Genomic DNA, 19,322 nt, shown 5'->3' on the forward strand with positions numbered 1-19,322 from the left:
GGCCCGTCCGGTGACGTGTCCCCTTCCCCTCGGTCCCCTCTTGATGGGTCCACTTCCGCTCGGTTTGATGGGTCCACTTCCGCTCGGTCCCCGCACGACAGGTCCACCTCCCCTCGGTCCCCGCACGACGGATCCGCCCTGCTCGGTGGGGCAGGGCGTGAGCCCGACGCGGCCCTGGCCGCCCTCACCGGTCCGGCGGCGCCCTACCTGGTCGGCGTACGGCACCACGCGCCGTCGCTGGCCGCCGCGATGCCCGCGCTGCTCGACGGGGCACGTCCGGACGTGCTGCTCGTGGAGCTGCCGGCCGAGATGCAGGAGTGGCTGCCGTGGCTCGGGCACGAGGAGACACGGGCCCCGGTCGCGCTCGCCGCGGCCCCGGGTGACGGGGGCGGAGGGCCGGCGTTCTATCCGTTCGCGGACTTCTCGCCGGAACTGGCAGCCGTGCGCTGGGCCGCCCGGCACGGTGTGCCGGTGATCGCCTGCGACCTGCCGCTCGCGGACCGGGCATGGGACGAGGGCCGCCGCGCCCCGGCGCAGGGCGCCGGCGGTCCCGGGCTCACCGCCGCCCTGCGGGCCGGGCTGACCGGCCGCCCCGGGGACGACCTGTGGGACCGGCTCGTCGAGGCCACCGCCCCCGGCTCCCCGCCCGAGGCGCTGCGCCGGGCGGCCCTGCTGACCGGGTGGGCGCTGCGCGAGGACGCGGCCGCCTCGGACGGAGTGCCCGCACTGGATCTGCGGCGGGAGCGGTGGATGCGGGCCCGGCTGGCCGAGGCCACCGCGCGCGGGGAGCGGGCCGCCGTGGTGGTCGGCGCGTTCCATGCCCCGGCGCTGGTGGGAGAGTCCGCGGACGAGGAGGCCGGAGCCGCCCCCGACGGGCGCCGGACCGCCTGGACGACCTCGCTGATCCCGTACACCTACGCCCTCCTCGACGAGCGCTCCGGCTACCCGGCCGGCATCCGGGATCCGGAGTGGCAGGACAGGGTGCTGCGCGCGGCGGGCGATCCGCCGGCGCTGGAGGAGGCGCTGACGCGGGCCGCCGTGGAGATCTGCGCGGAACTGCGGAGTCTCGGGCATCCGTCGGGGCCCGCCGACGCGCGCGAGATCTCCCGGCTCGCCTCCGACCTCGCCCGGTTGCGCGGGCTGCCCGCGGCGGGCCGGGGCGAACTGGTCGAGGCCGTGCAGACGGTGCTGGCCCAGGGCGAGCCGTACGGGCGGGGGCGGGCCGTGGCACGGGCGATGGAGCGGGTGCTCGTCGGCACGCGCACCGGGCGCCCCGCCCCCCAGGCGCCGCGCAGCGGTCTCGCCCCGGCGGTGGAGGCCGAGGTCGCGGAGCTGGGCCTGCCCGGTCCCGCGACGGGCGGTCCCGGCACGGCCCGTGACCTGCGCCTGGACCCGCTGCGGTCCGACCTCGACCGGCGCCGTGAGCTGCTGCTGCGTCGGCTGACGGTGTGCGGGGTGCCGTACGCGCAGGCCAGGGAGGTCACCGGCGCGGGCGGGGCCGAGGCCCTCACCTCGCGCTGGGAGGTGCGCTGGACGCCCGCGACGGCGGCCATGCTGACCGCGGCCGCCGTGCGGGGGGTGACCCCGGCGCAGGCCGCCGAGGGCGTGCTGCGGGAACGGCGGCGCGCGGAGCGGGACGAGGGAGGCCCGACGGCCGCGCAGTGTCTGGAAGGGCTCGCGCGGGCGGCGGAGTGCGGTCTGCCCGCGCTCACCGACGAACGTCTCGACGATGTCGCCGAGTCCCTTCCCCCGGCGGGCACGCTCCCCGAACTCCTCGCCGGTCTGAGCCTGGTGGACCGGCTGCGCGCCGGTCACGTCCCCGGCCTCGGCGCCGACGCGGACCGTACGGTCCGGGCGGCCGCCACCGCCGAGCTGCTCACCTCCGCGGCGGTACGGCAGGTGGACGGCCTGACCGGGTCCGAGGACCCCGCCGACGCGCACGCCCTGCTCGAACTGGCACACCGCGCCGACCTGCTGGGCGGCATCCGGCTCACCGACGCCCTCGCCCGGCTCGCCGCCGACGGCTCGCCCCTGATGCGCGGGGCCGCCGGGGCCGTCCGTGTCCTGCTCGGACAGGAGGACGCCCGCGTCCTCGGCGACCGGGTGGCCTCCTGGGTGGACGGCGCCGTGGACCCCGACTCCCGCGCCGCGCTCACCGCCCGGCTCGGCGGGCTGCTCACCGCTGCGGGCCCGCTGCTGGAGGCGGCGGCGCCCGCGCTGGAACCGCTGCTCGACCGGGTCGCGGAACTGCCCGACCGGGAGTTCCTCGACCGGCTCCCTGCGCTGCGGGGCGGTTTCGACACCCTGAGTCCCGCGGCGCGCGACCGGCTCCTGGCGGCCGTCGAGGAGCGTCTCGACACCGCACGCGTCGCCGACACCGACGGGATCGACCCGGCCGCGCTCGCCGTGTGGACCGGGGCGGACCTCGCCGCCCGCGGCACCCTGCGTTCGCTCGGCCTGCTGCCCGCACCGGGAGACCCCGGGACCGGCACCACCACGGAAGCCGCCGCCGCCCCGTCGGCCGGCGAGGACCGCCGCCTGGCGCCCGCCGACCGGTGGCGGCTCGTCCTGGGCCGCCGTGCCGACCGGCTGCCGGCGTCCCTGGCGCCGCTGGCGACCGCGCTGGACGAGCTGTACGGCAGCGGGCGCGGGGAGGGCAGCAGAGGCGATCTCACCGGGGCGGGGTCCGGCGGCGGCCGGGAGGTGCCGTACCCGGGGGTGCGGGAGTGGTCGCAGGAGCTGGCCGCGCTGTTCGGGCCCGGTATCAGGGAGGAGGTGCTGGCGGCGGCCGCCGCCGCGGGCCGCAAGGACGTCCTCACCGAGCTGGACGCGGACAGCGTGCGGCCCTCGGTGGATCTGCTGCGGACCGTGCTCCGCCACGCCGGCGGGCTGCCCGAGGCCCGGCTGGCCGCGCTGCGCCCGCTCGTCCGACGACTGGTCGACGCCCTGACCCGGCAACTGGCCACCCGGCTGCGTCCCGCCCTGCACGGCACGGCCCTGCCGCGCCCCAGCAGACGGCCCGGGGGCGGCCTCGATCTGGCCCGCACCCTGCGGGCCAACCTGGCGACCGCGCGCCGCGGCCCGGACGGCACCGTCCAGGTCGTCCCCGCGCACCCGGTCTTCCGTACCCGGGCCCGGCGGGCCGCCGACTGGCGGCTGATCCTGGTGACGGACGTGTCCGGCTCCATGGAGGCGTCCACGGTGTGGGCCGCGCTGACCGCCTCGGTGCTGGCGGGGGTGCCGACCCTGTCGACGCATTTCCTGGCGTTCTCCACGGAGGTCATCGACCTCACCGGGCACGTGGAGGACCCGCTGTCGCTGCTGCTTGAGGTCAGCGTCGGCGGCGGCACGCACATCGCGGCGGGGCTGCGGCACGCGCGCGAGCTGGTCACCGTGCCCTCGCGGACCCTCGTCGTGGTCGTCAGCGACTTCGAGGAGGGCTACCCGCTGGGCGGCCTCCTGGCGGAGGTCCGCGCGCTCGTCGGGGCGGGCTGTCACGTCCTGGGCTGCGCGAGCCTCGACGACACGGGCCGGCCCCGTTACTCCACGGGCGTCGCGGGCCGGCTCGTCGCCGCGGGCATGCCCGTCGCCGCCCTCAGTCCGCTCGAACTGGCCCGCTGGGTAGGGGAGAAGATCGCATGAGCCAGGACCTGTCGAGGGAGACGAGGCAGTCGGGGGAGGCGGGGGAGCCAGGGGAGCCACGGGAGGCGACGCACCGGACGGATCGCGCCTCATCGGTTCCGGGCCTGTCGGTTCCGGGCCTGTCGGTTCCGGACCAGTCCGTTCCGGGCCTGTCCCCGGACCAGTCGGTTCCGGGCCTGTCCCCGGACCAGTCGGTTCCGGGCCCGCCGACCGACCCGTCGCTTCCGGAGCCGCCGACGGACGCGTCGCTTCCCGAGCCGACTGCGGAGGGGCCGGGCTCCGGGCTGCCACCGGTCGAACCGTCCGTCACCGCCGAACTCGTCGAGGCGCTCTCCCCCCGGCTCCGCAAGCGGCTGGACGCGGGCGTGGCCAAGCTCGCGGCGCGGCCGGTCGTCCGTGCGGGCGACACCGTACGGATCGCCGTCGACGACGACACCGACCTCGTTCTGCACGCACCCGGCGGGACGGTGACCGCCGCGGACGCGATCCGGTGCGGGTGCCTGCTGGCCCCGGACTGTCTGCACCGTGCGGCGGCGGCCTCGGCCGCTCCGGTGGCCGAGGCCACGGCAGGCGCGCCCGTCGACCCACCCGTCGCCGCCCGTGCCGGCGCTCCGGCCGGAGCCCGTACCGAAGCCCCGGCCGCGACCGCAGCGGAGGCGGACGGACGACGGACGGAAGAAGCAGGGTTCAAGTGCACCCCTGACGCCCGAAGTGAGGAGCGGGCGGAAGCCGAGACCGCCACCGACGGCCAGCGCACCGCCGCACGGGCCGTGTACGACGCGACGGCCGCCGTCCTCGAAGCGGGCACCGACGGGGCCGGCGCCGTACTCCAGGCGGAGCTGCTGCGCGCCGCGCACACCGCTCGTCTGGCGGGCCTGCCCCGGGCCTCCGCCGCGGCGGTCTCCGTGGTCACCGGGGTGCGCGCGGCGCGCTCCGCCGACCCCGCGTACCGTCTCGCGGACCTGTCGGCCGCCGTGCGCGAGGTCCTGGACCTCACCCACCGGCTGCCGCGGGCCGGCGGCCCCGACCTGGCCGACCTGCGGGGCACGGTACGGCAGCCGTACCGCCCGGACGGTTCCCTGCGTCTGTACGGGCTCTTCTCCGAGCCCGTCCTGACGGCGACCGGGTACGCGGGCGCCGTCAGCTGGACCGCCGACGCCCAGGGACGCCTCTACACGGTCTCCGACGTGGCCCCGGGCGGCCCGGCACGCGCGACCGGCGCCGCCGACCGGGCGGTGCGCATCGGCGATACCGCCCTGACCCACCGCGAACTGTCGCGCGCGGGCCTCGCGGTGTCCGGCGCGACCGTCTCGCCGACGGGCCGGCTCGGCGCGGGGGCGGGGGTGCGGGCGGTGCGCGCGGCCGGCGCGTCGTGGTACGGCGAGCCGCTGGACCGGCTGTGGTCCGTGCCCGTCCCCGAGCAGGTGTCCCGGGCCTTGAAGGACGGCCACGACCTGCTGTTCCTCGATGTGACGCTCCGGGGCACGGTCCGGGAGACGGCGGGCGACTGCCTGCTGGCCGACTGCGACGGGCTGGCCGTCCGCCTGGTCACCGCCCATGACGATCCCGTTCTCCCCTACCGCGACAACCTCCGTCTCCTGGCCGCCGCCGGGGGCAGCCGGCTGCGGATCGTCGCCCGCCTCGCCCCGGGGCCGCTTCCCCGCGCCCTGCTGCTCGCCGCCGAGCATCCCAGCGACCCCACCGCCCGGGTGGACCTGGGACTGGACCGTCTCCAGCACGCCGACCTGCCCCCGGTGACGGCCTCCTCGTCGGACGCGTCGGCACCCGCGGTGGACGAGGCCCCCTTGCACCTTCTGCGCCGCCGCGTCCACCAGGCGGTGTCCGGGGGCCGCCGGGTGCTGGCGTTCCCCGGCAGTGGCGGGGCGGGCGACAGCGCGCGCCTGCGCCGCTGCGGCCTGGCCACGGCGGGCGATCTCCTGGACGCGCTGCACACGGCCTCCGCGGACCGTTCCCGTGACGTCTTCGGGCGTCTGCTCCCGGCGGACACGGACCGGTTCTCGCGCGCCTGGCTGGCCGCCGCTCTCTACACGGAGGAGGTGGAGCGAGCGCTGTGCGCGGCGGCATGGGGCGGATCCGTCCACGACGCGTAGGCCGGTGGCCGCCGACACGAAGAACCGGACCCCTGCCGACGGGGGACGATGTCGGCGCCACATCGGCCCGTCCGCCCCTCTAGGTCAGAATCTGTCCTCTATCCCTCCTAACGTGTTCCTCGTCCACGGAAGACGACCGACGGAGGCCGCAGAACATGAACACGCCGAAGCACCTCGAAGAGCCGAGCACCGTGACCGACTCCGCCACCACGGCCGGGTCCGCCGCCGCGCCCGCGACCGCCCCCGCCGCCGGCCTGCCGGCCGTCACCGGCGAGCGGGCGGACCTGCTGGAGTCCCTGACCGCCCACCGCCGCTTCCTGCGCCTGACCACGCGTGACCTGACCGACGAGCAGGCGGCGCGGCGCACCACGGTGAGCGAGCTGTGTCTCGGCGGTCTGATCAAGCACGTCACCTCGGTCGAGCGGGGCTGGTCGGACTTCATCCTTAAGGGTCCGTCGGCACTGGGCGACTTCAGCAGCATGACCGAGGCGGACTGGGAGCGGCGCGCGAACGAGTTCCGGCTGCTGCCCGGCGAGACGCTCGCCGGGGTCCTGGCGGAGTACGCCCGGGTGGCCGGCCGTACGGACGAGCTGGTCGCCACCCTGCCGGACCTGGACGCGGCGCACCCGCTGCCGCCGGCCCCGTGGTTCGAGCCCGGCGCGCGGTGGTCGGCCCGCCGGGTGCTGCTGCACATCGTCGGCGAGACCGCCCAGCACGCCGGTCACGCCGACATCATCCGGGAGGCCCTGGACGGGGCGAAGAGCATGGGCTGAGCGGCCGACGCCTCCCCGCGGGCCGTGCCGTACAGCCGTGTCGCCCCGCCGCTCCCTCCCATTCCTCCCACTCCTCCTATTCCTCCCACGGCGGTCCCCCGGGAGCGCGCTTAGGCTGGAAGCCTCGCCAGGCGTTCGCGGCCGCCGCGGGCATCGTGCTCGCCGGCCGGGCCAGGGAGGCTGCCATGACGGATGCGTCGAGCGACCGGTACCGGCGCGGGGACGCCCGCTGCCCGGAGGTCGCCGAGCACGGGCTGATCGGCGACCTGAGCACCGTGGCCCTGGTGGGGACGGACGGCACGATCGACTGGTACTGCTGCCCCTGCTTCGACTCCCCGAGCGTGTTCGCCTCGATCCTGGACACCGAGCGCGGCGGGGCCTTCGCACTGGGGGCCGCGGTTCCCGCACGGACGAAGCAGTTCTACTTCCCCGACACCAACGTCCTGATCACCCGGTTCTTCACCGAGGACGGGGTCGGCGAGGTACAGGACTTCATGCCGGTGACCGGCCGGGACGGCGTCGAGGCGGAGCGGCACCGGCTGATCCGGCGGGTGGTGTGCGTACGCGGCTCCCTGCCGTTCCGGGTCCGCGTGGCACCGCGGTTCGCCTACGGTGCCCGTGCGCACACCCTCCGGATGACCGATGACGTGGCGGTCTTCGCCTCCGACGACCTGTCGTTGGCGCTGACCGCCACGGTGGCCATGGAGACCGACGGGCTGGACGCTCACGCGGAGTTCAAGCTCGTCGAGGGCGAGTCGGCGGTGTTCGCCCTCGACCAGGTCGGCGGCGAGGTGACCCCGCGCGGATGTGCGCGGGCCGAGGCGGAGGAGCAGTTCAACGCCACGGTGGCGTACTGGCGGCACTGGCTGGCCGCCTCCAGGTACCGGGGCCGCTGGCGGGAGATGGTGCACCGTTCGGCCCTCACCCTGAAACTGCTCACCTACGCGCCCACGGGGGCGATCGTCGCCGCGCCGACCACGAGCCTGCCGGAGCAGCTGGGCGGCGACCGAAACTGGGACTACCGGTACGTCTGGGTGCGCGACGCCGCCTTCTGCGTGTACGCGCTGCTTCGGCTCGGCTTCACCGACGAGGCCGAGGCGTTCATGGAGTTCGTGACCCGGCACATCAGCCCGGGTGACGGAAGGCCCTCCGGCCCGCTGCAGATCATGTACGGCATCGACGGGCGCACGGACCTTCCGGAGTCCGAGCTCACCCATCTCGGCGGTCATCACGGCTCGGCGCCGGTGCGGATCGGCAACGCCGCCGCGGAGCAGCTCCAACTCGACATCTACGGGGCGCTGATCGACTCGATCTACCTCTACGACAAGTGGGCGCGGCCCGTCTCCAGCGACCAGTGGGACGACGTGTGCGCCCTCGTCGAGTGGGTCTGCGACCACTGGGACCAGCCCGACGAGGGCATCTGGGAGACCCGCGGCGGCCGTAAGAACTTCCTGTACTCGCGGCTGATGTGCTGGGTGGCCATCGAGCGGGCCATCCGGATGGCCCACCGGCGCGGCCTGCCCGCGGACCTGCCCCGCTGGCAGGAGTGCCGCGACACGATCTACCGGCGCATCCACTCCCGGGGCTGGTCGCCGAGCCGCCGGGCCTTCGTGCAGCACGAGGACGGGGAGGTGCTGGACGCGGCCGTGCTGATGATGCCGCTGACGAAGTTCATCGCGCCGACCGACCCGAAGTGGCTGTCCACGCTGGACGCGCTCACCCACGACCTGGTGTCGGACTCCCTCGTCTACCGCTACGACCCGCTGGCCAGCCCCGACGGACTGCACGGCGCCGAGGGCACCTTCTCCATCTGCTCCTTCTGGTACGTCGAGGCCCTCGTCCACGCGGGCCGGCTCGACGAGGCACGGCTCGCCTTCGAGAAGATGCTGACGTACGCCAACCACCTGGGGCTGTACGCCGAGGAGATCAGCCACACCGGGGAGCAGCAGGGCAACTTCCCCCAGGCGTTCACACACCTTGCGCTGATCAGCGCGGCGTTCAACCTGGACCGGGCGCTGGGCTGACGGGTGACGGGTCGCCCGGCGCCCCGCCGGGGGGCGACGCGGGTCCGGGGCGACGCCGAGCGACCTTGATCAGCTCAGGAAGCTCAGCCGCACCTTGCGCTCGGGGTTGTCCTTGTTGGTGTCCACCAGACACACCGACTGCCATGTGCCGAGTTCCAGCCGCCCGCCCACGACCGGCAGGGTCGCGTGCGGCGGGACGAAGGCCGGCAGGACGTGGTCGCGGCCGTGGCCGGGGCTGCCGTGGCGGTGCTGCCAGCGGTCGTCGGCGGGGAGCAGGCTGTGCAGCGCGGCGAGCAGGTCGTCGTCGCTGCCGGCGCCGGTCTCGATGATCGCGATGCCGGCCGTGGCGTGCGGGACGAAGACGTTCAGCAGGCCGTCGCGGCCGGCGGCGGCGTCCTGGAGGAAGGCCTCGCAGTCACGGGTGAGGTCGACGACCCGCTCCCGGGAGCCGGAGGCGATGTGCAGTACTCGGGTGGTGAACGCGTCTGACATGCTCCCATCCTGACCCACGCACCGGTCCCCACACCCCGGCGACCGCCCCCGCTGTCCCGTTGTCCCGTTGTTTCCGCTGTTCCGCTGTTCCGCTGTTCCGCTGGAAGATCCGCCGCCCCGGCACTGTTGGTAGAAGCGTGAACGACATGCGTGAGGTCCAGGTGGTGGTGATAGGCGCCGGCCAGGCGGGGCTGGCCGGCGCCTATCACCTACGGCGTACCGGATTCGCGCCGGAGCGCGACTTCGTGGTGCTGGACCACTCGCCCGGCCCGGGCGGTGCCTGGCAGTTCCGGTGGCCCTCACTGACGTACGGCAAGGTGCACGGGATGCACGCGCTGCCCGGTATCGAGCTGACGGGCGCGGATCCGCAGCGGCCGTCGTCCGAGGTGATCTCGGCGTACTTCGACCGCTACGAGCGCGCCTTCGACCTGCGCGTACGGCGCCCGGTGGACGTACGGTCCGTACGTGAGGGGGACGGCGGGCGGCTGCTCGTGGAGACCTCCGACGGCCCCTGGGCGACGAGGGCGCTGATCAACGCGACCGGCACCTGGGACGGGCCGTTCTGGCCGCGCTACCCCGGCCAGGAGACGTTCCGCGGACGTCAGCTGCACACCGCGCGGTATCCGGGCCCGGAGGCGTTCGCCGGGCAGCGGGTGGTCGTGGTGGGCGGCGGGGCGTCCGGTACGCAGCATCTGCTGGAGATCGCCCCGTTCGCGGCCGCCACCACCTGGGTGACACGGCGCCCGCCCGTCTTCCGCGAGGGACCCTTCGACGAGAACGCCGGCCGTGCCGCGGTCGCGCTCGTGGAGGAACGCGTGCGCCAGGGGCTGCCGCCGCGGAGCGTCGTCTCCGTGACCGGGCTGCCGCTGAACGACGCGATCCGGCGGGGGCTGGCGGACGGAGTGCTCGACCGGCTGCCCATGTTCGACCGGATCACCCCGGACGGCGCGGAGTGGCGCGACGGGCGGCGGGTGGCCGCGGACGTCATCCTCTGGGCGACCGGCTTCCGGCCCGCCATCGATCACCTGGCGCCGTTGCGGCTGCGCGAGCCGGGCGGCGGGATCCGGGTCGAGGGCACGCGCGCGGTCGCCGACCCTCGGGTCCACCTCGTCGGCTACGGTCCGTCGGCGAGCACGATCGGCGCCAACCGGGCCGGTCGTGCCGCGGTACGCGACATCGGACGGCTGCTCGCCGGACGCTCGCAGGAGCCGGCCGCCGCCTGACGTCCGTCCCGCTTTCCTCGACGCCCGCTCCCGGGACCGCCGGGTCGCCGGAGCGCGTCGTCACCGGGACTTCGACGGGCTCGTCGAGACCTGTGCGCTCTGCCGGTGTCTGTTGAACTCGGCGACGTTGCGCTGGTGTTCCGCGTAGTCCGACGTGAAACGCGTGTCGCCCGGCTTGACCGTGACGAAATACAGCCAGTCGCCCGGGACCGGGTTGATCGCGGCGCGCATCGCGTCCCCGCCCGGGCTGTCGATCGGCGTCGGGGGCAGACCCATGCGCTGGTAGGAGTTGTAGGGGCTCTCGATGCGGGTGTCCCGCTCCGTCGTGTTCACCGAGAAGCGGTTCAGCGCGTAGTTGACGGTGGAGTCCATCTGCAAGGGCATACCGCGCTCCAGGCGGTTGAAGACGACCCGGGCCACCTTGCCCATGTCCGCCTTGGTGGCGGCCTCGGCCTGGACGATGCTGGCGATGGTCACCGCCTGGTACACGTTCATCGCGTTGCGCTGGGCTCCGGCGGCGATCGGCGCTCCGTTGAACTTCGCGTTCGCCGCGTCGACCATCCGCGTCAGCAGCCCTTGCGGCGTCGGCTTCCTGTCCAGCGGATACGTCGCCGGGAAGAGGTAGCCCTCCGGGTTGCCCTCGGCGTCGACCGGGAGCCTCAGGTTGGCCGTGGGCACGGTCTTCCTGGTGGTGCCGGCGGGCAGGGCGAGGGCCTTGTCGACGGCCGAGTAGATCTGGTTCGCCCGCCAGCCCTCCGGGATCACCAGGGAGGTCGGTCTCTTCTCCTCGTGGCTGTCCGGAATCAGCAGCGGCACCGCCACGGCGGTGCCGGCCACGACGGCTCCGGTCGCGATGAGGGCGAGACGGCCCCGGCGCGTCAGTCGAATCGTGCTCCGTGGCGGAGTGTTCATCTGCATGCGGGCACGGTAACCCGCATATCGTCAGGAAATCGGCATAACCTGGCGTATCTTCATCTTGTCGGCTCCAGCCGGGCGTCCCGCCGCACCAGGGCCGCGTACCGCCCGTCCCGCGCCAGCAGTTGCTCGTGCGTCCCCCGTTCGGCCACCCGGCCGGCGTCGAGGACCACGATCTGGTCGGCGCCGCGGACGGTGGACAGCCGGTGCGCGATGGTGAGCGTGGTGCGGTTCGCCGAGAGCGCGTCGATGGCCTCCTGGACAGCGCGCTCGGTGCGGGTGTCCAGGGCGCTGGTCGCCTCGTCGAGGATGAGGACGGGCGGGTCCCGCAGGATGGTGCGGGCGATGGCCAGGCGCTGCTTCTCCCCACCGGAGAAGCGGTGGCCGCGCTCGCCGACGACCGTGTCGTACCCGTCGGGCAGGGCGGCGATGTGGTCGTGGATCTGGGCCGCCCGCGCCGCGGCGTACAACTCCTCGTCGGTGGCGTCCGGCTTGGCGAAGCGCAGGTTCTCCGCGACCGAGGCATGGAAGAGGTACGTCTCCTGGGAGACGACGCCGACCGCGCGCGCCAGGGTGTCGAAGTCCAGGTCGCGGACGTCGACGCCGTCGAGGGTGACCCGGCCGCCCGTCACGTCGTACAGACGGGGGACCAGGTACCCCAGCGTGGACTTGCCGGCGCCGGTCGGGCCGACGATCGCGAGGCTTCCGCCCGCCGGCACGGTGACGTCGATGCCGTCGAGGACCGGTCCGCCCTTGCCGTCGTACCGGAACGTGACGTCCTCGAAGCGGACCTCGCCCCGGACGTTGTCGAGGTGGAGCGGGTTCGCGCGTTCGGTGATGTCGACGGGGAGGTCGAGGTACTCGAAGATGCGCTGGAAGAGGGCGAGCGAGGTCTGGATCTGCACGCCCGTCGACAGGAGGCTGACCGCCGGGCGGAACAGTCCCTGCTGGAGCGAGACGAAGGCGACGATGGTGCCGAGGGAGACGTCCGGGCCGCCGAGTTGGAGGGCCAGTCCCGCGGTCCAGTAGATGAAGGCCGGCATGGCGGACATGACGATCCCGATCACGGCCATGCGCCAGCGGCCGGCCATGTTCGACCGCACCTCGAGGTCGACGAGGCGCTCGGACTCTCCGGCGAAGGACTGCGTGAGGGAGTCGGCGCGGCCCATCGTGCGGCCGAGCAGGATGCCGCTGACGGACAGGGACTCGGTGACGGTGGCGGCCATGGCGGCCATCTGCTTCTGGCGCTGGGTGGTGATCTTCCGGCGTTCGTTCCCGACGCGGCGGCTGATCCACACGAAGACCGGCAGCAGGAGCAGGGACACGACGGTCAGCCGCCAGTCGAGGGCGACCATGGCCACGATCGTGGCGACGACGCTGGTGAAGTTGGAGACCAGGGAGGTGGCGGTGGAGGTGACGGTCGCCTGCATGCCTCCGATGTCGTTGGCGATGCGCGACTGCACCTCACCGGTCCGCGTACGCGTGAAGAACGCGAGCGACATGCGCTGGAGCCGGCCGTAGACGGCGGTGCGCAGGTCGTGCATGACACGCTGGCCGACCGTCGTGGAGATCAGGGTCTGGAGGACACCGAAGACCCCGGCGAGGACGGCGCTGAGGATCATGCCGAGGGCGAGCAGGCTCAGCAGGCCCGTACGCCCCTGGGGGAGAGCGACGTCGAGCGTCTCCTTGAGCAGGAAGGGCGTGGCCACCGAGACCAGCGAGGAGGCGGCGACCAGCAGTCCGACGACTGCGAGCCGGCCGCGATAGGGGCGGAAGAGTTTCAGGATGCGGCGCACCTGACGCGGCTGTTGCTCGGCGCCGGTGGGCGGGGTCCAGGAATCTGGCGTGTCGGGGTGCATGGGCTCCTTCGGGAGGTCGAGCGGGAGGAACTCGTGGAGCGTAGCTCATTGTTACCTATATTCACAATGAACGGCGTCCTGATATTGTTCCCGCATGACCACCCCCGATCCCGACGGCCTGCTCGCCGAGCAGCTGCTGCGGCTCACCCGCCGGGTGCACCGCATCCAGAAGCGCCACCTGGAGCACTCCGACATGGGTGTCACCCCGGCGCAGTCCCGCCTGCTGCGCACCCTCGCCCACTTCAGCGAGCCACCGCGCATGGCGGACCTGGCCGAGCGCCTCGAGGTCGTGCCACGCGCGGTGACCACGCTCGTCGACGGGCTGGAGGCGAGCGGGAAGGTGCGCCGAGTACCGGACCCCACGAACCGACGGGTGATACGGATCGAGCTGACGGACGCGGGCCGCGAGACGCTCGGCGAGCTGCGCCGGGCCCGCCAGTCGGCGGCGCGGGAGATGCTCGCACCGCTGACGGACGTGGAGCGGGCGGTGCTCGGGAAGTTGCTGGACACGCTCATCGACGGGACCGCGGCTCCCCGCTGTTGAGCGGGCGCGGAGGGCAGAGGGGAGCGCCCGTCGGCGGCGCGGCCCGAGATGCGGGACGCATGTCCGTGCGGGCCGACCGGATCCATGCGGTGCCGCGGAAAACCGGTTGATTCCGACCAGCCTCCGACGGGAACCTTGCACGGTTTGCTGCCGCCGCTCTCGCGGGCACTCCCCTGGAGCGCGTTCCCCCTCCCCTCCTGACACGAGCCACTGGGACGTCATGCAGATCCAAGACCTTCCGTACCCCGACCCGGGTGTGCCGGACGTACGCTCCGGGCCCCGCTTCCTGTGGTGGCTCGGCCGCAATCAGTCGGGCGGTCAACTCAAGTCACTGGCCTGGGGACTGCTGCACTTCGTGGCCGTCTCGACGCTGCCGTTCTGTGTCGGGTTCGCCGTCGAGGCAGTCGTCGACCGCTCCGGTTCGCGGCTCGCCCTCGCCGGCGGGCTGATGGCGCTGGCCGGTGTCGCCACCGCTGTCGGAGACACCTTCCTGCACCGCGCCGCCGTCACCAACTGGATTACCGCGGCCGCCCGCGTCCAGCAGCTCCTCGCCCGCAAGACCTCGCGGTTGGGCTCCGTGCTGAGCCGACGGGTCGCCGCCGGCGAGGTGGTGTCCGTGTCCACGGGTGACGTCGAGAAGATCGGCTGGTTCGTGGAGGCCGTGTCGCGGTTCACCGCCGCGGCCCTCACGGTCGTGCTGGTCTGCGTCGGCCTCGTGGTCTATCAACCCGCCCTGGGTCTGGTGGTCGCGGTGGGCCTGCCCGTCCTCGCCGTCGCGGTGCTGCCCCTGCTGCCCCGCGCGACCCGCCGGGCCGACTTCCAGCGCGAGAAAGCCGGACGCGCCACCGAACTGGCCTCCGACACGGTGGCCGGCCTGCGGGTGCTGCGCGGCATCGGCGGCGAGGAGCTGTTCCTCGACCGCTACCGCCACGCCTCCCAGGAGGTCCGGCACGCGGCCGTGCGCAGCGCCCGCATGTGGTCCCTGATCAGCGCCATCCAGGTGATGCTGCCGGGACTGCTGCTGATCGCGGTCGTCTTCCACGGCGTCCGCCTGGCCCGCGAGGGCCGGATCTCCGTCGGGGAACTGGTCACCGTCTACAGCTCCGTCACGGTCCTGACGTATCCCCTCAGGCACTTCGAGGAGATCGCGATGGCGTACTCCTTCTCCCGCCCGTCGGCCAGACGTGCCGCCCGCGTCCTGTCCCTGGAACGCGCCACGGAAGCTGCCGGAACCCGCCCGCCGGACCTCCCCTCCGGCGACCTGTACGACCCGGCCACGGGGCTGCTCGCGCCGGCCGCCCGCCTCACCGCGGTGGTGTGCGGCGACCCGGACGCCGCCGGACGGCTGGCGGAACGCCTGGGCGGACACGCCACACAGGACGGTCCGTCGGTGCTGCTCGGCGGGGTTCCGCTCGACGAACTGCCGCTCGACTGCGCCCGCACCGCCGTCCTCGTCCAGGACAAGGACCCGGTGCTGCTGTCCGGTTCGCTGCGCGACCTGTTCGACGTGCCCGCCTCGGGTGACGTCGACACGGCGGCGGCGCTGGCGGCCGCCCAGTGCGGGGACGTGCTGGAAGCGCTCGTCCAGGGGTCGCTGGACGCCGAGGACCCGATGGACGCGCGGATCACCGAACGCGGCCGGTCGCTGTCCGGCGGCCAGCGCCAGCGGCTGGCCCTGGCCCGGTCACTGTTCACCGACCCGGAGGTCCTCGTCCTGGACGAACCCACCTCCGCCGTCGACTCGCACACCGAGGCGCGGATCGCCGAGGGCCTGCGAGGACTGCGCGCCGGGCGCACCACCGTGCTGTTCACTTCCTCCCCGCTGCTGCTGGACCGGGCCGATCAGGTCGTCCTCGTGCACGAGGGCCGGGCCGCCGCGGTCGGTGTGCACCGCGAGCTGCTGCACACCGAACCGCGCTACCGCGCCGTGGTGACCCGGGAGACCGACGAGGAAGCCGCTCTGAGCGATGTGCTCACGGCATTCGAGAAGAACGAGCTGCAAGAGATCGAGGAGACCGCATGATCGGCGTGGCGCCCCCGGCGTACGACCCGGCGGCACCGACCGCGGCCACCACACTGCCGGTCGGCGCCCCCGCCACCGTACGGGCCTACGTGGGGGACCTGTTCCGCCGGCACCGGCGCGCCTTCCTGGTCCTCGTCGCCGTCAACACGATCGCCACCATCGCCTCGATGATCGGACCATGGCTCCTGGGCGACCTCGTGGAACGGCTGTCGGACGGGGCACGGGACCTGCGTCTGGAGCTGACCGCCACGCTGTTCCTGGTCGCCCTGGTCGTCCAGGCCGCGTTCGTCCGGCAGGTGCGGCTGCGCGGCGCGATGCTCGGCGAGCGGATGCTGGCCGACCTGCGCGAGGACTTCCTCGTCCGGTCGGTCCGGCTGCCGCCGGGCGTGCTGGAGCGGGCCGGGACGGGCGACCTGCTGTCCCGCATCACCACGGACGTGGACCGCCTGGCCAATGCCATGCGCGAGGCCGTGCCACAGCTGACCATCGGCGTGATGTGGGCGGTGCTGCTGCTGGGCGGGCTCGTCGTCACGGCACCGCCCCTGGCGCCCGCCGTGCTCGTCGCGGTGCCGCTGCTGGTGGCCGGCTGCCGCTGGTACTTCCGGCGGGCGCCGGCCGGCTACCGCTCGGAGGCCGCCGGGTACGCCGCCGTCGCCGCCGCCCTGGCCGAGACCGTGGACGCCGGGCGCACCGTGGAGGCCCACCGCCTCGGTGAGCGCCGTGTCGGGCTGTCGGACCTGCGGATCCAGCAGTGGACGGCCTGGGAGCGGTACACGCTCTGGCTGCGCTCGGTGCTCTTCCCCGTCATCAACCTTGTGCACGTCACCGTCCTGGGCTCGGTCCTCATGCTGGGCGGGGCCTTCGTCCTGCAGGGCTGGATCGGGGTCGGCGAGCTGACGACGGGCGCGCTCCTCGCCCAGATGCTCGTCGACCCCGTGAACCTGATCCTTCGCTGGTACGACGAGCTGCAGGTGGCGCAGGTGTCGCTGGCCCGGCTCGTCGGCGTGCGCGACATCGAGCCGGACGCCGGGGACGCCTCGCTGGAGCCGGGCGGACGGGACGTGCTCGCCGACCGGGTGCACTTCGGTTACCGCGAGGGCGTCGACGTGCTGCGCCAGGTGTCGCTGGAAGTCGCCCCCGGCACCCGACTGGCCCTGGTCGGCCCCTCCGGCGCCGGCAAGTCCACACTGGGCCGGCTGCTCGCCGGCATCTACGCGCCACGCGAGGGCCGGGTCACCCTGGGCAGGACCGAACTGTCCCGGATGACCGCCGAACGCATCCGCTCGCACGTGGCGCTGGTCAACCAGGAGCACCACGTCTTCGTCGGTTCGCTGCGCGACAACCTCCGCCTCGCGCTCCCCCACGCCCGGCTGCACCCCGGCGAGGACACCCCGCAGGGGGCCGAGGACGCCGAACTGTGGTCCGCGCTGGCCTCGGTCGACGCGGAGAGCTGGGCGCGGGCGCTGGACGACGGTCTGGACACCGAGGTCGGCTCGGGCGGGGTCGCGCTCACCCCGGCGCAGGCCCAGCAGATCGCGCTGGCCCGGCTCGTGCTGGCCGACCCGCACACGCTGGTCCTCGACGAGGCGACCTCGCTGCTCGACCCGCGTGCCGCCCGTCACCTGGAGCGGTCCCTGGCCCGCGTCCTGGACGGCCGTACCGTCATCGCCATCGCCCACCGCCTGCACACCGCCCACGACGCCGACGTCATCGCCGTCGTCGAGAACGGCCGGATCAGCGAGCTGGGCAGCCACACGGAGCTGGTCACGGCGGACGGCGCCTACGCGGCCCTGTGGCGGTCCTGGCACGGGTGAGGACCGTGGCACCGGATGCGCCGTCCGGGCGGTACGGAAGGAACGGTGGTAGCGGAGGACGGGGCGGGGTGGGGCCAGGGTCGGCGCACCCGTCCCGGGCCCGAGGCGGAGCGGGCTTCGGAAGGCGTTCGGCGCGCGGCGGCCGGGCCGCGCCCGGCACCCCGGCCCGTGGCCGCCCTCCCCGGCTGCCGTTGCGCGCCCCCGAAGCGGGGTGGAACGCTGGAGAGCGGCAGCCGTGTGGACGGCAGCGGGCCGGTCCGTCCGAGAACGTCCTGATCCGTCCATGCTCTGCCGCCCCCGGCCCGCGCCCCGAGCGGCGGTGTTCCATCGCCGACCGTGGTGAGGACGGGCCCGTCATCCCCTGGAGGAACCCGTGAACAGCGCCGAAGGATGGGGGGACGACGTCTACCAGCCCGACGCGTCCGAGGTCCAGGACGACGCGGGCCTGCTCGACGCGGAGGACACGCTCGTGGACGACGGTGTCGACGACCCGCTGGACCGGGGCTGGTCGCCGCCGGAGAGGCCGTGGGCCGTGGAGCACACCGGCGTGACGGCCGCGGAGCGCCGGCAGGGCGAGACCCTCGACCAGCGGCTCGCGGAGGAACTGCCCGACCTCGCCGCCCCCGACGGCGACGGTCTCGGAGACACCGACGGCACCGACGGGGAACTCCTGGACAACGAGGTGGGCTCCGTCCGCTCCGGCCGGCTGGTGGCACCGGACGAGGGGGCCCACGAGGACGAGGAGAGCGCCCTGGTCGCCACCGATGTGGGCATCGACGGAGCGGCCGCCTCCGCCGAGGAGGCCGCGATGCACATCGTCGACGAGGACTCCCTGCCCGGCTGACCCGGCCGTCCCCGGTCCGTCCCACCCGCCCTCACCGCACGGGGAGCACAGCGAGCAGGGCCCGCACGGAGGGCCGTCGCCCGCTGCGAGTGCCGCCGTGGAGAGGGCACGGAGAGCTGAGCCGCCTCGGCCCACGCCGGGATTCAGATGACGTTGAGAGCGACCGCGCCGCCCACGCCTCCGAGGACCATGAAGACCGGCATCAGCACCTTCAGTTCGACCCAACTGCCCGCCCGGAACCGCATGGCCTTGGGCGGTCCCAGGGGGTACCAGCGCTTGCGCCCGATCGGGATGGGCCACAGGACCGGGCAGCCGGAGACGGTCAGCGCGTCCCCGATGTCGTGCACCAGGGCCCCCAGCAGGATCGGCAGCCCCAGCCACAGGTACTCCTGGCCGGGGTCCGTGAACAGCCAGCCCGCGCCGTTGCCGGGCTTGTCCAGTATCCCGGCGAGGATCCAGGCGCTCGTCGCCGCCAGCAGCCACACCAGCACGTCGCTGCTGGAACCGCGGGCCGCCCGCCACAGCAGACCCTCGATCGCCAGCACCATGTGCACGAAGAGGATCGCCAGGACGGCCCAGCGGCCACCGGTGATCGCCAGCACCGAGGCACCCGCGCCGATCATGACCGCCCACAGCCAGGTGTGCGTGAGCGTCCGGTGTCCCCCGGAGCGGCGCGGGTCGCCCTGCTTCTTCGTGGCCTTGTAGACGGCGTAGGAGAGCTTGTCGACGATCTCGCACAGCCAGCGCGAGACGGGGCCGAAGGCCCGGGAGATCGTGGCCGCCTTGTGGTCGAGGTCCGGGGCGAGCGCGGCACCCGCACATATCAGCGCACCCGCCAGCAGCACCGGCCACGGCATCGTGTGCCCGGCCGCGGCGGCCGCGGCACCGACTCCGAGCCAGGCGGCGGCGCCCGACAGTGAATGTGCTGGTCCCATCATGGCCGTTGCCCGCCCTGTTCCTCGTTCGCCGCTGTCCAGTTGACCGGGTGCGATGACGCTCCGTCGGCGCCCCAGCGTAGCGGTCGTGATCTTCGGCCGGGCATCCGATTCCCCCCTGGG

13 protein-coding genes are annotated in these 19,322 nt (G+C 74.0%); 9 read left to right on the forward strand and 4 right to left on the reverse strand.

Annotated features, from left to right (window positions below):
* The first annotated feature begins 249 nt into the window (after positions 1–249).
* The 4 genes from ACFYWQ_RS15470 (at position 250) to ACFYWQ_RS15485 (ending at position 8,550) form a co-directional block, all read left to right on the forward strand.
* Positions 250–3,642, forward strand: a complete 3,393-nt coding sequence (locus ACFYWQ_RS15470; protein WP_389516600.1) for a DUF5682 family protein — start codon at positions 250–252, stop codon at positions 3,640–3,642.
* Positions 3,639–5,753: a hypothetical protein gene (locus ACFYWQ_RS15475; protein WP_389516602.1), complete on the forward strand. Its 2,115-nt coding sequence runs from the start codon at positions 3,639–3,641 to the stop codon at positions 5,751–5,753. Before ACFYWQ_RS15470 ends, ACFYWQ_RS15475 begins: the two co-directional genes overlap by 4 nt.
* Before the next feature lie 155 nt (positions 5,754–5,908).
* Positions 5,909–6,526, forward strand: a complete 618-nt coding sequence (locus tag ACFYWQ_RS15480; protein ID WP_389516604.1) for a DinB family protein — start codon at positions 5,909–5,911, stop codon at positions 6,524–6,526.
* A gap of 185 nt (positions 6,527–6,711) precedes the next feature.
* Entirely contained in the window at positions 6,712–8,550 is a 1,839-nt protein-coding gene (locus ACFYWQ_RS15485) for a glycoside hydrolase family 15 protein (RefSeq protein ID WP_389516606.1), read from the forward strand.
* 69 nt (positions 8,551–8,619) lie between these two features.
* On the opposite strand, the gene ACFYWQ_RS15490 is transcribed toward ACFYWQ_RS15485, so the two are convergent.
* A complete protein-coding gene (locus tag ACFYWQ_RS15490; protein WP_389516608.1) occupies positions 8,620–9,042 on the reverse strand; it encodes a secondary thiamine-phosphate synthase enzyme YjbQ in 423 nt (140 codons plus the stop codon).
* A 146-nt stretch (positions 9,043–9,188) separates the two neighbouring features.
* Between ACFYWQ_RS15490 and ACFYWQ_RS15495 the strand changes: the two genes are divergently transcribed.
* Positions 9,189–10,265 (forward strand): NAD(P)-binding domain-containing protein, encoded by a 1,077-nt coding sequence (locus ACFYWQ_RS15495; RefSeq protein WP_389517420.1) that lies wholly within the window; start codon positions 9,189–9,191, stop codon positions 10,263–10,265.
* 60 nt (positions 10,266–10,325) lie between these two features.
* Here the strand turns inward: ACFYWQ_RS15495 and mltG are convergent, their stop codons facing one another.
* Both mltG and ACFYWQ_RS15505 read right to left on the reverse strand, forming a co-directional pair.
* A complete protein-coding gene (gene mltG, locus ACFYWQ_RS15500) occupies positions 10,326–11,183 on the reverse strand; it encodes an endolytic transglycosylase MltG (RefSeq protein ID WP_389516610.1) in 858 nt (285 codons plus the stop codon).
* A 53-nt stretch (positions 11,184–11,236) separates the two neighbouring features.
* Entirely contained in the window at positions 11,237–13,039 is a 1,803-nt protein-coding gene (locus ACFYWQ_RS15505; protein WP_389516612.1) for an ABC transporter ATP-binding protein, read from the reverse strand.
* Positions 13,040–13,133: 94 nt separating this feature from the next.
* Here ACFYWQ_RS15505 and ACFYWQ_RS15510 point away from each other — a divergent pair, with 94 nt between their 5' ends.
* The 4 genes from ACFYWQ_RS15510 (at position 13,134) to ACFYWQ_RS15525 (ending at position 18,264) form a co-directional block, all read left to right on the forward strand.
* Positions 13,134–13,583: a MarR family winged helix-turn-helix transcriptional regulator gene (locus ACFYWQ_RS15510; protein ID WP_389516615.1), complete on the forward strand. Its 450-nt coding sequence runs from the start codon at positions 13,134–13,136 to the stop codon at positions 13,581–13,583.
* Positions 13,584–13,803: 220 nt separating this feature from the next.
* Positions 13,804–15,606 carry an ABC transporter transmembrane domain-containing protein gene (locus tag ACFYWQ_RS15515; protein ID WP_389516617.1) on the forward strand — a complete coding sequence of 601 codons (1,803 nt, stop codon included), beginning with the start codon at positions 13,804–13,806 and terminating at the stop codon, positions 15,604–15,606.
* Positions 15,603–17,420 (forward strand): ABC transporter ATP-binding protein, encoded by a 1,818-nt coding sequence (locus ACFYWQ_RS15520; RefSeq protein WP_389516619.1) that lies wholly within the window; start codon positions 15,603–15,605, stop codon positions 17,418–17,420. Before ACFYWQ_RS15515 ends, ACFYWQ_RS15520 begins: the two co-directional genes overlap by 4 nt.
* A 373-nt stretch (positions 17,421–17,793) precedes the next feature.
* The gene (locus tag ACFYWQ_RS15525; RefSeq protein WP_389516621.1) at positions 17,794–18,264 is read left to right on the forward strand and encodes a DUF5709 domain-containing protein; all 471 of its coding nucleotides are present in this window, start codon (positions 17,794–17,796) and stop codon (positions 18,262–18,264) included.
* A gap of 143 nt (positions 18,265–18,407) precedes the next feature.
* Here the strand turns inward: ACFYWQ_RS15525 and ACFYWQ_RS15530 are convergent, their stop codons facing one another.
* Positions 18,408–19,202, reverse strand: a complete 795-nt coding sequence (locus ACFYWQ_RS15530; RefSeq protein WP_389516623.1) for a metal-dependent hydrolase — start codon at positions 19,200–19,202, stop codon at positions 18,408–18,410.
* Between the last annotated feature and the right edge of the window lie 120 nt (positions 19,203–19,322).

The sequence above is a fragment of the Streptomyces sp. NPDC003247 genome (assembly GCF_042888135.1).
Classification (GTDB): domain Bacteria; phylum Actinomycetota; class Actinomycetes; order Streptomycetales; family Streptomycetaceae; genus Streptomyces.

Coding starts and splice junctions, on each gene's coding strand:
- ACFYWQ_RS15470 (WP_389516600.1), top strand. CDS start 250: ATGCCCGCGCTGCTCGACGGGGCACGTCCGGACGTGCTGCTCGTGGAG.
- ACFYWQ_RS15475 (WP_389516602.1), top strand. CDS start 3,639: ATGAGCCAGGACCTGTCGAGGGAGACGAGGCAGTCGGGGGAGGCGGGG.
- ACFYWQ_RS15480 (WP_389516604.1), top strand. CDS start 5,909: ATGAACACGCCGAAGCACCTCGAAGAGCCGAGCACCGTGACCGACTCC.
- ACFYWQ_RS15485 (WP_389516606.1), top strand. CDS start 6,712: ATGACGGATGCGTCGAGCGACCGGTACCGGCGCGGGGACGCCCGCTGC.
- ACFYWQ_RS15490 (WP_389516608.1), bottom strand. CDS start 9,042: ATGTCAGACGCGTTCACCACCCGAGTACTGCACATCGCCTCCGGCTCC.
- ACFYWQ_RS15495 (WP_389517420.1), top strand. CDS start 9,189: ATGCGTGAGGTCCAGGTGGTGGTGATAGGCGCCGGCCAGGCGGGGCTG.
- mltG (WP_389516610.1), bottom strand. CDS start 11,183: ATGCAGATGAACACTCCGCCACGGAGCACGATTCGACTGACGCGCCGG.
- ACFYWQ_RS15505 (WP_389516612.1), bottom strand. CDS start 13,039: ATGCACCCCGACACGCCAGATTCCTGGACCCCGCCCACCGGCGCCGAG.
- ACFYWQ_RS15510 (WP_389516615.1), top strand. CDS start 13,134: ATGACCACCCCCGATCCCGACGGCCTGCTCGCCGAGCAGCTGCTGCGG.
- ACFYWQ_RS15515 (WP_389516617.1), top strand. CDS start 13,804: ATGCAGATCCAAGACCTTCCGTACCCCGACCCGGGTGTGCCGGACGTA.
- ACFYWQ_RS15520 (WP_389516619.1), top strand. CDS start 15,603: ATGATCGGCGTGGCGCCCCCGGCGTACGACCCGGCGGCACCGACCGCG.
- ACFYWQ_RS15530 (WP_389516623.1), bottom strand. CDS start 19,202: ATGATGGGACCAGCACATTCACTGTCGGGCGCCGCCGCCTGGCTCGGA.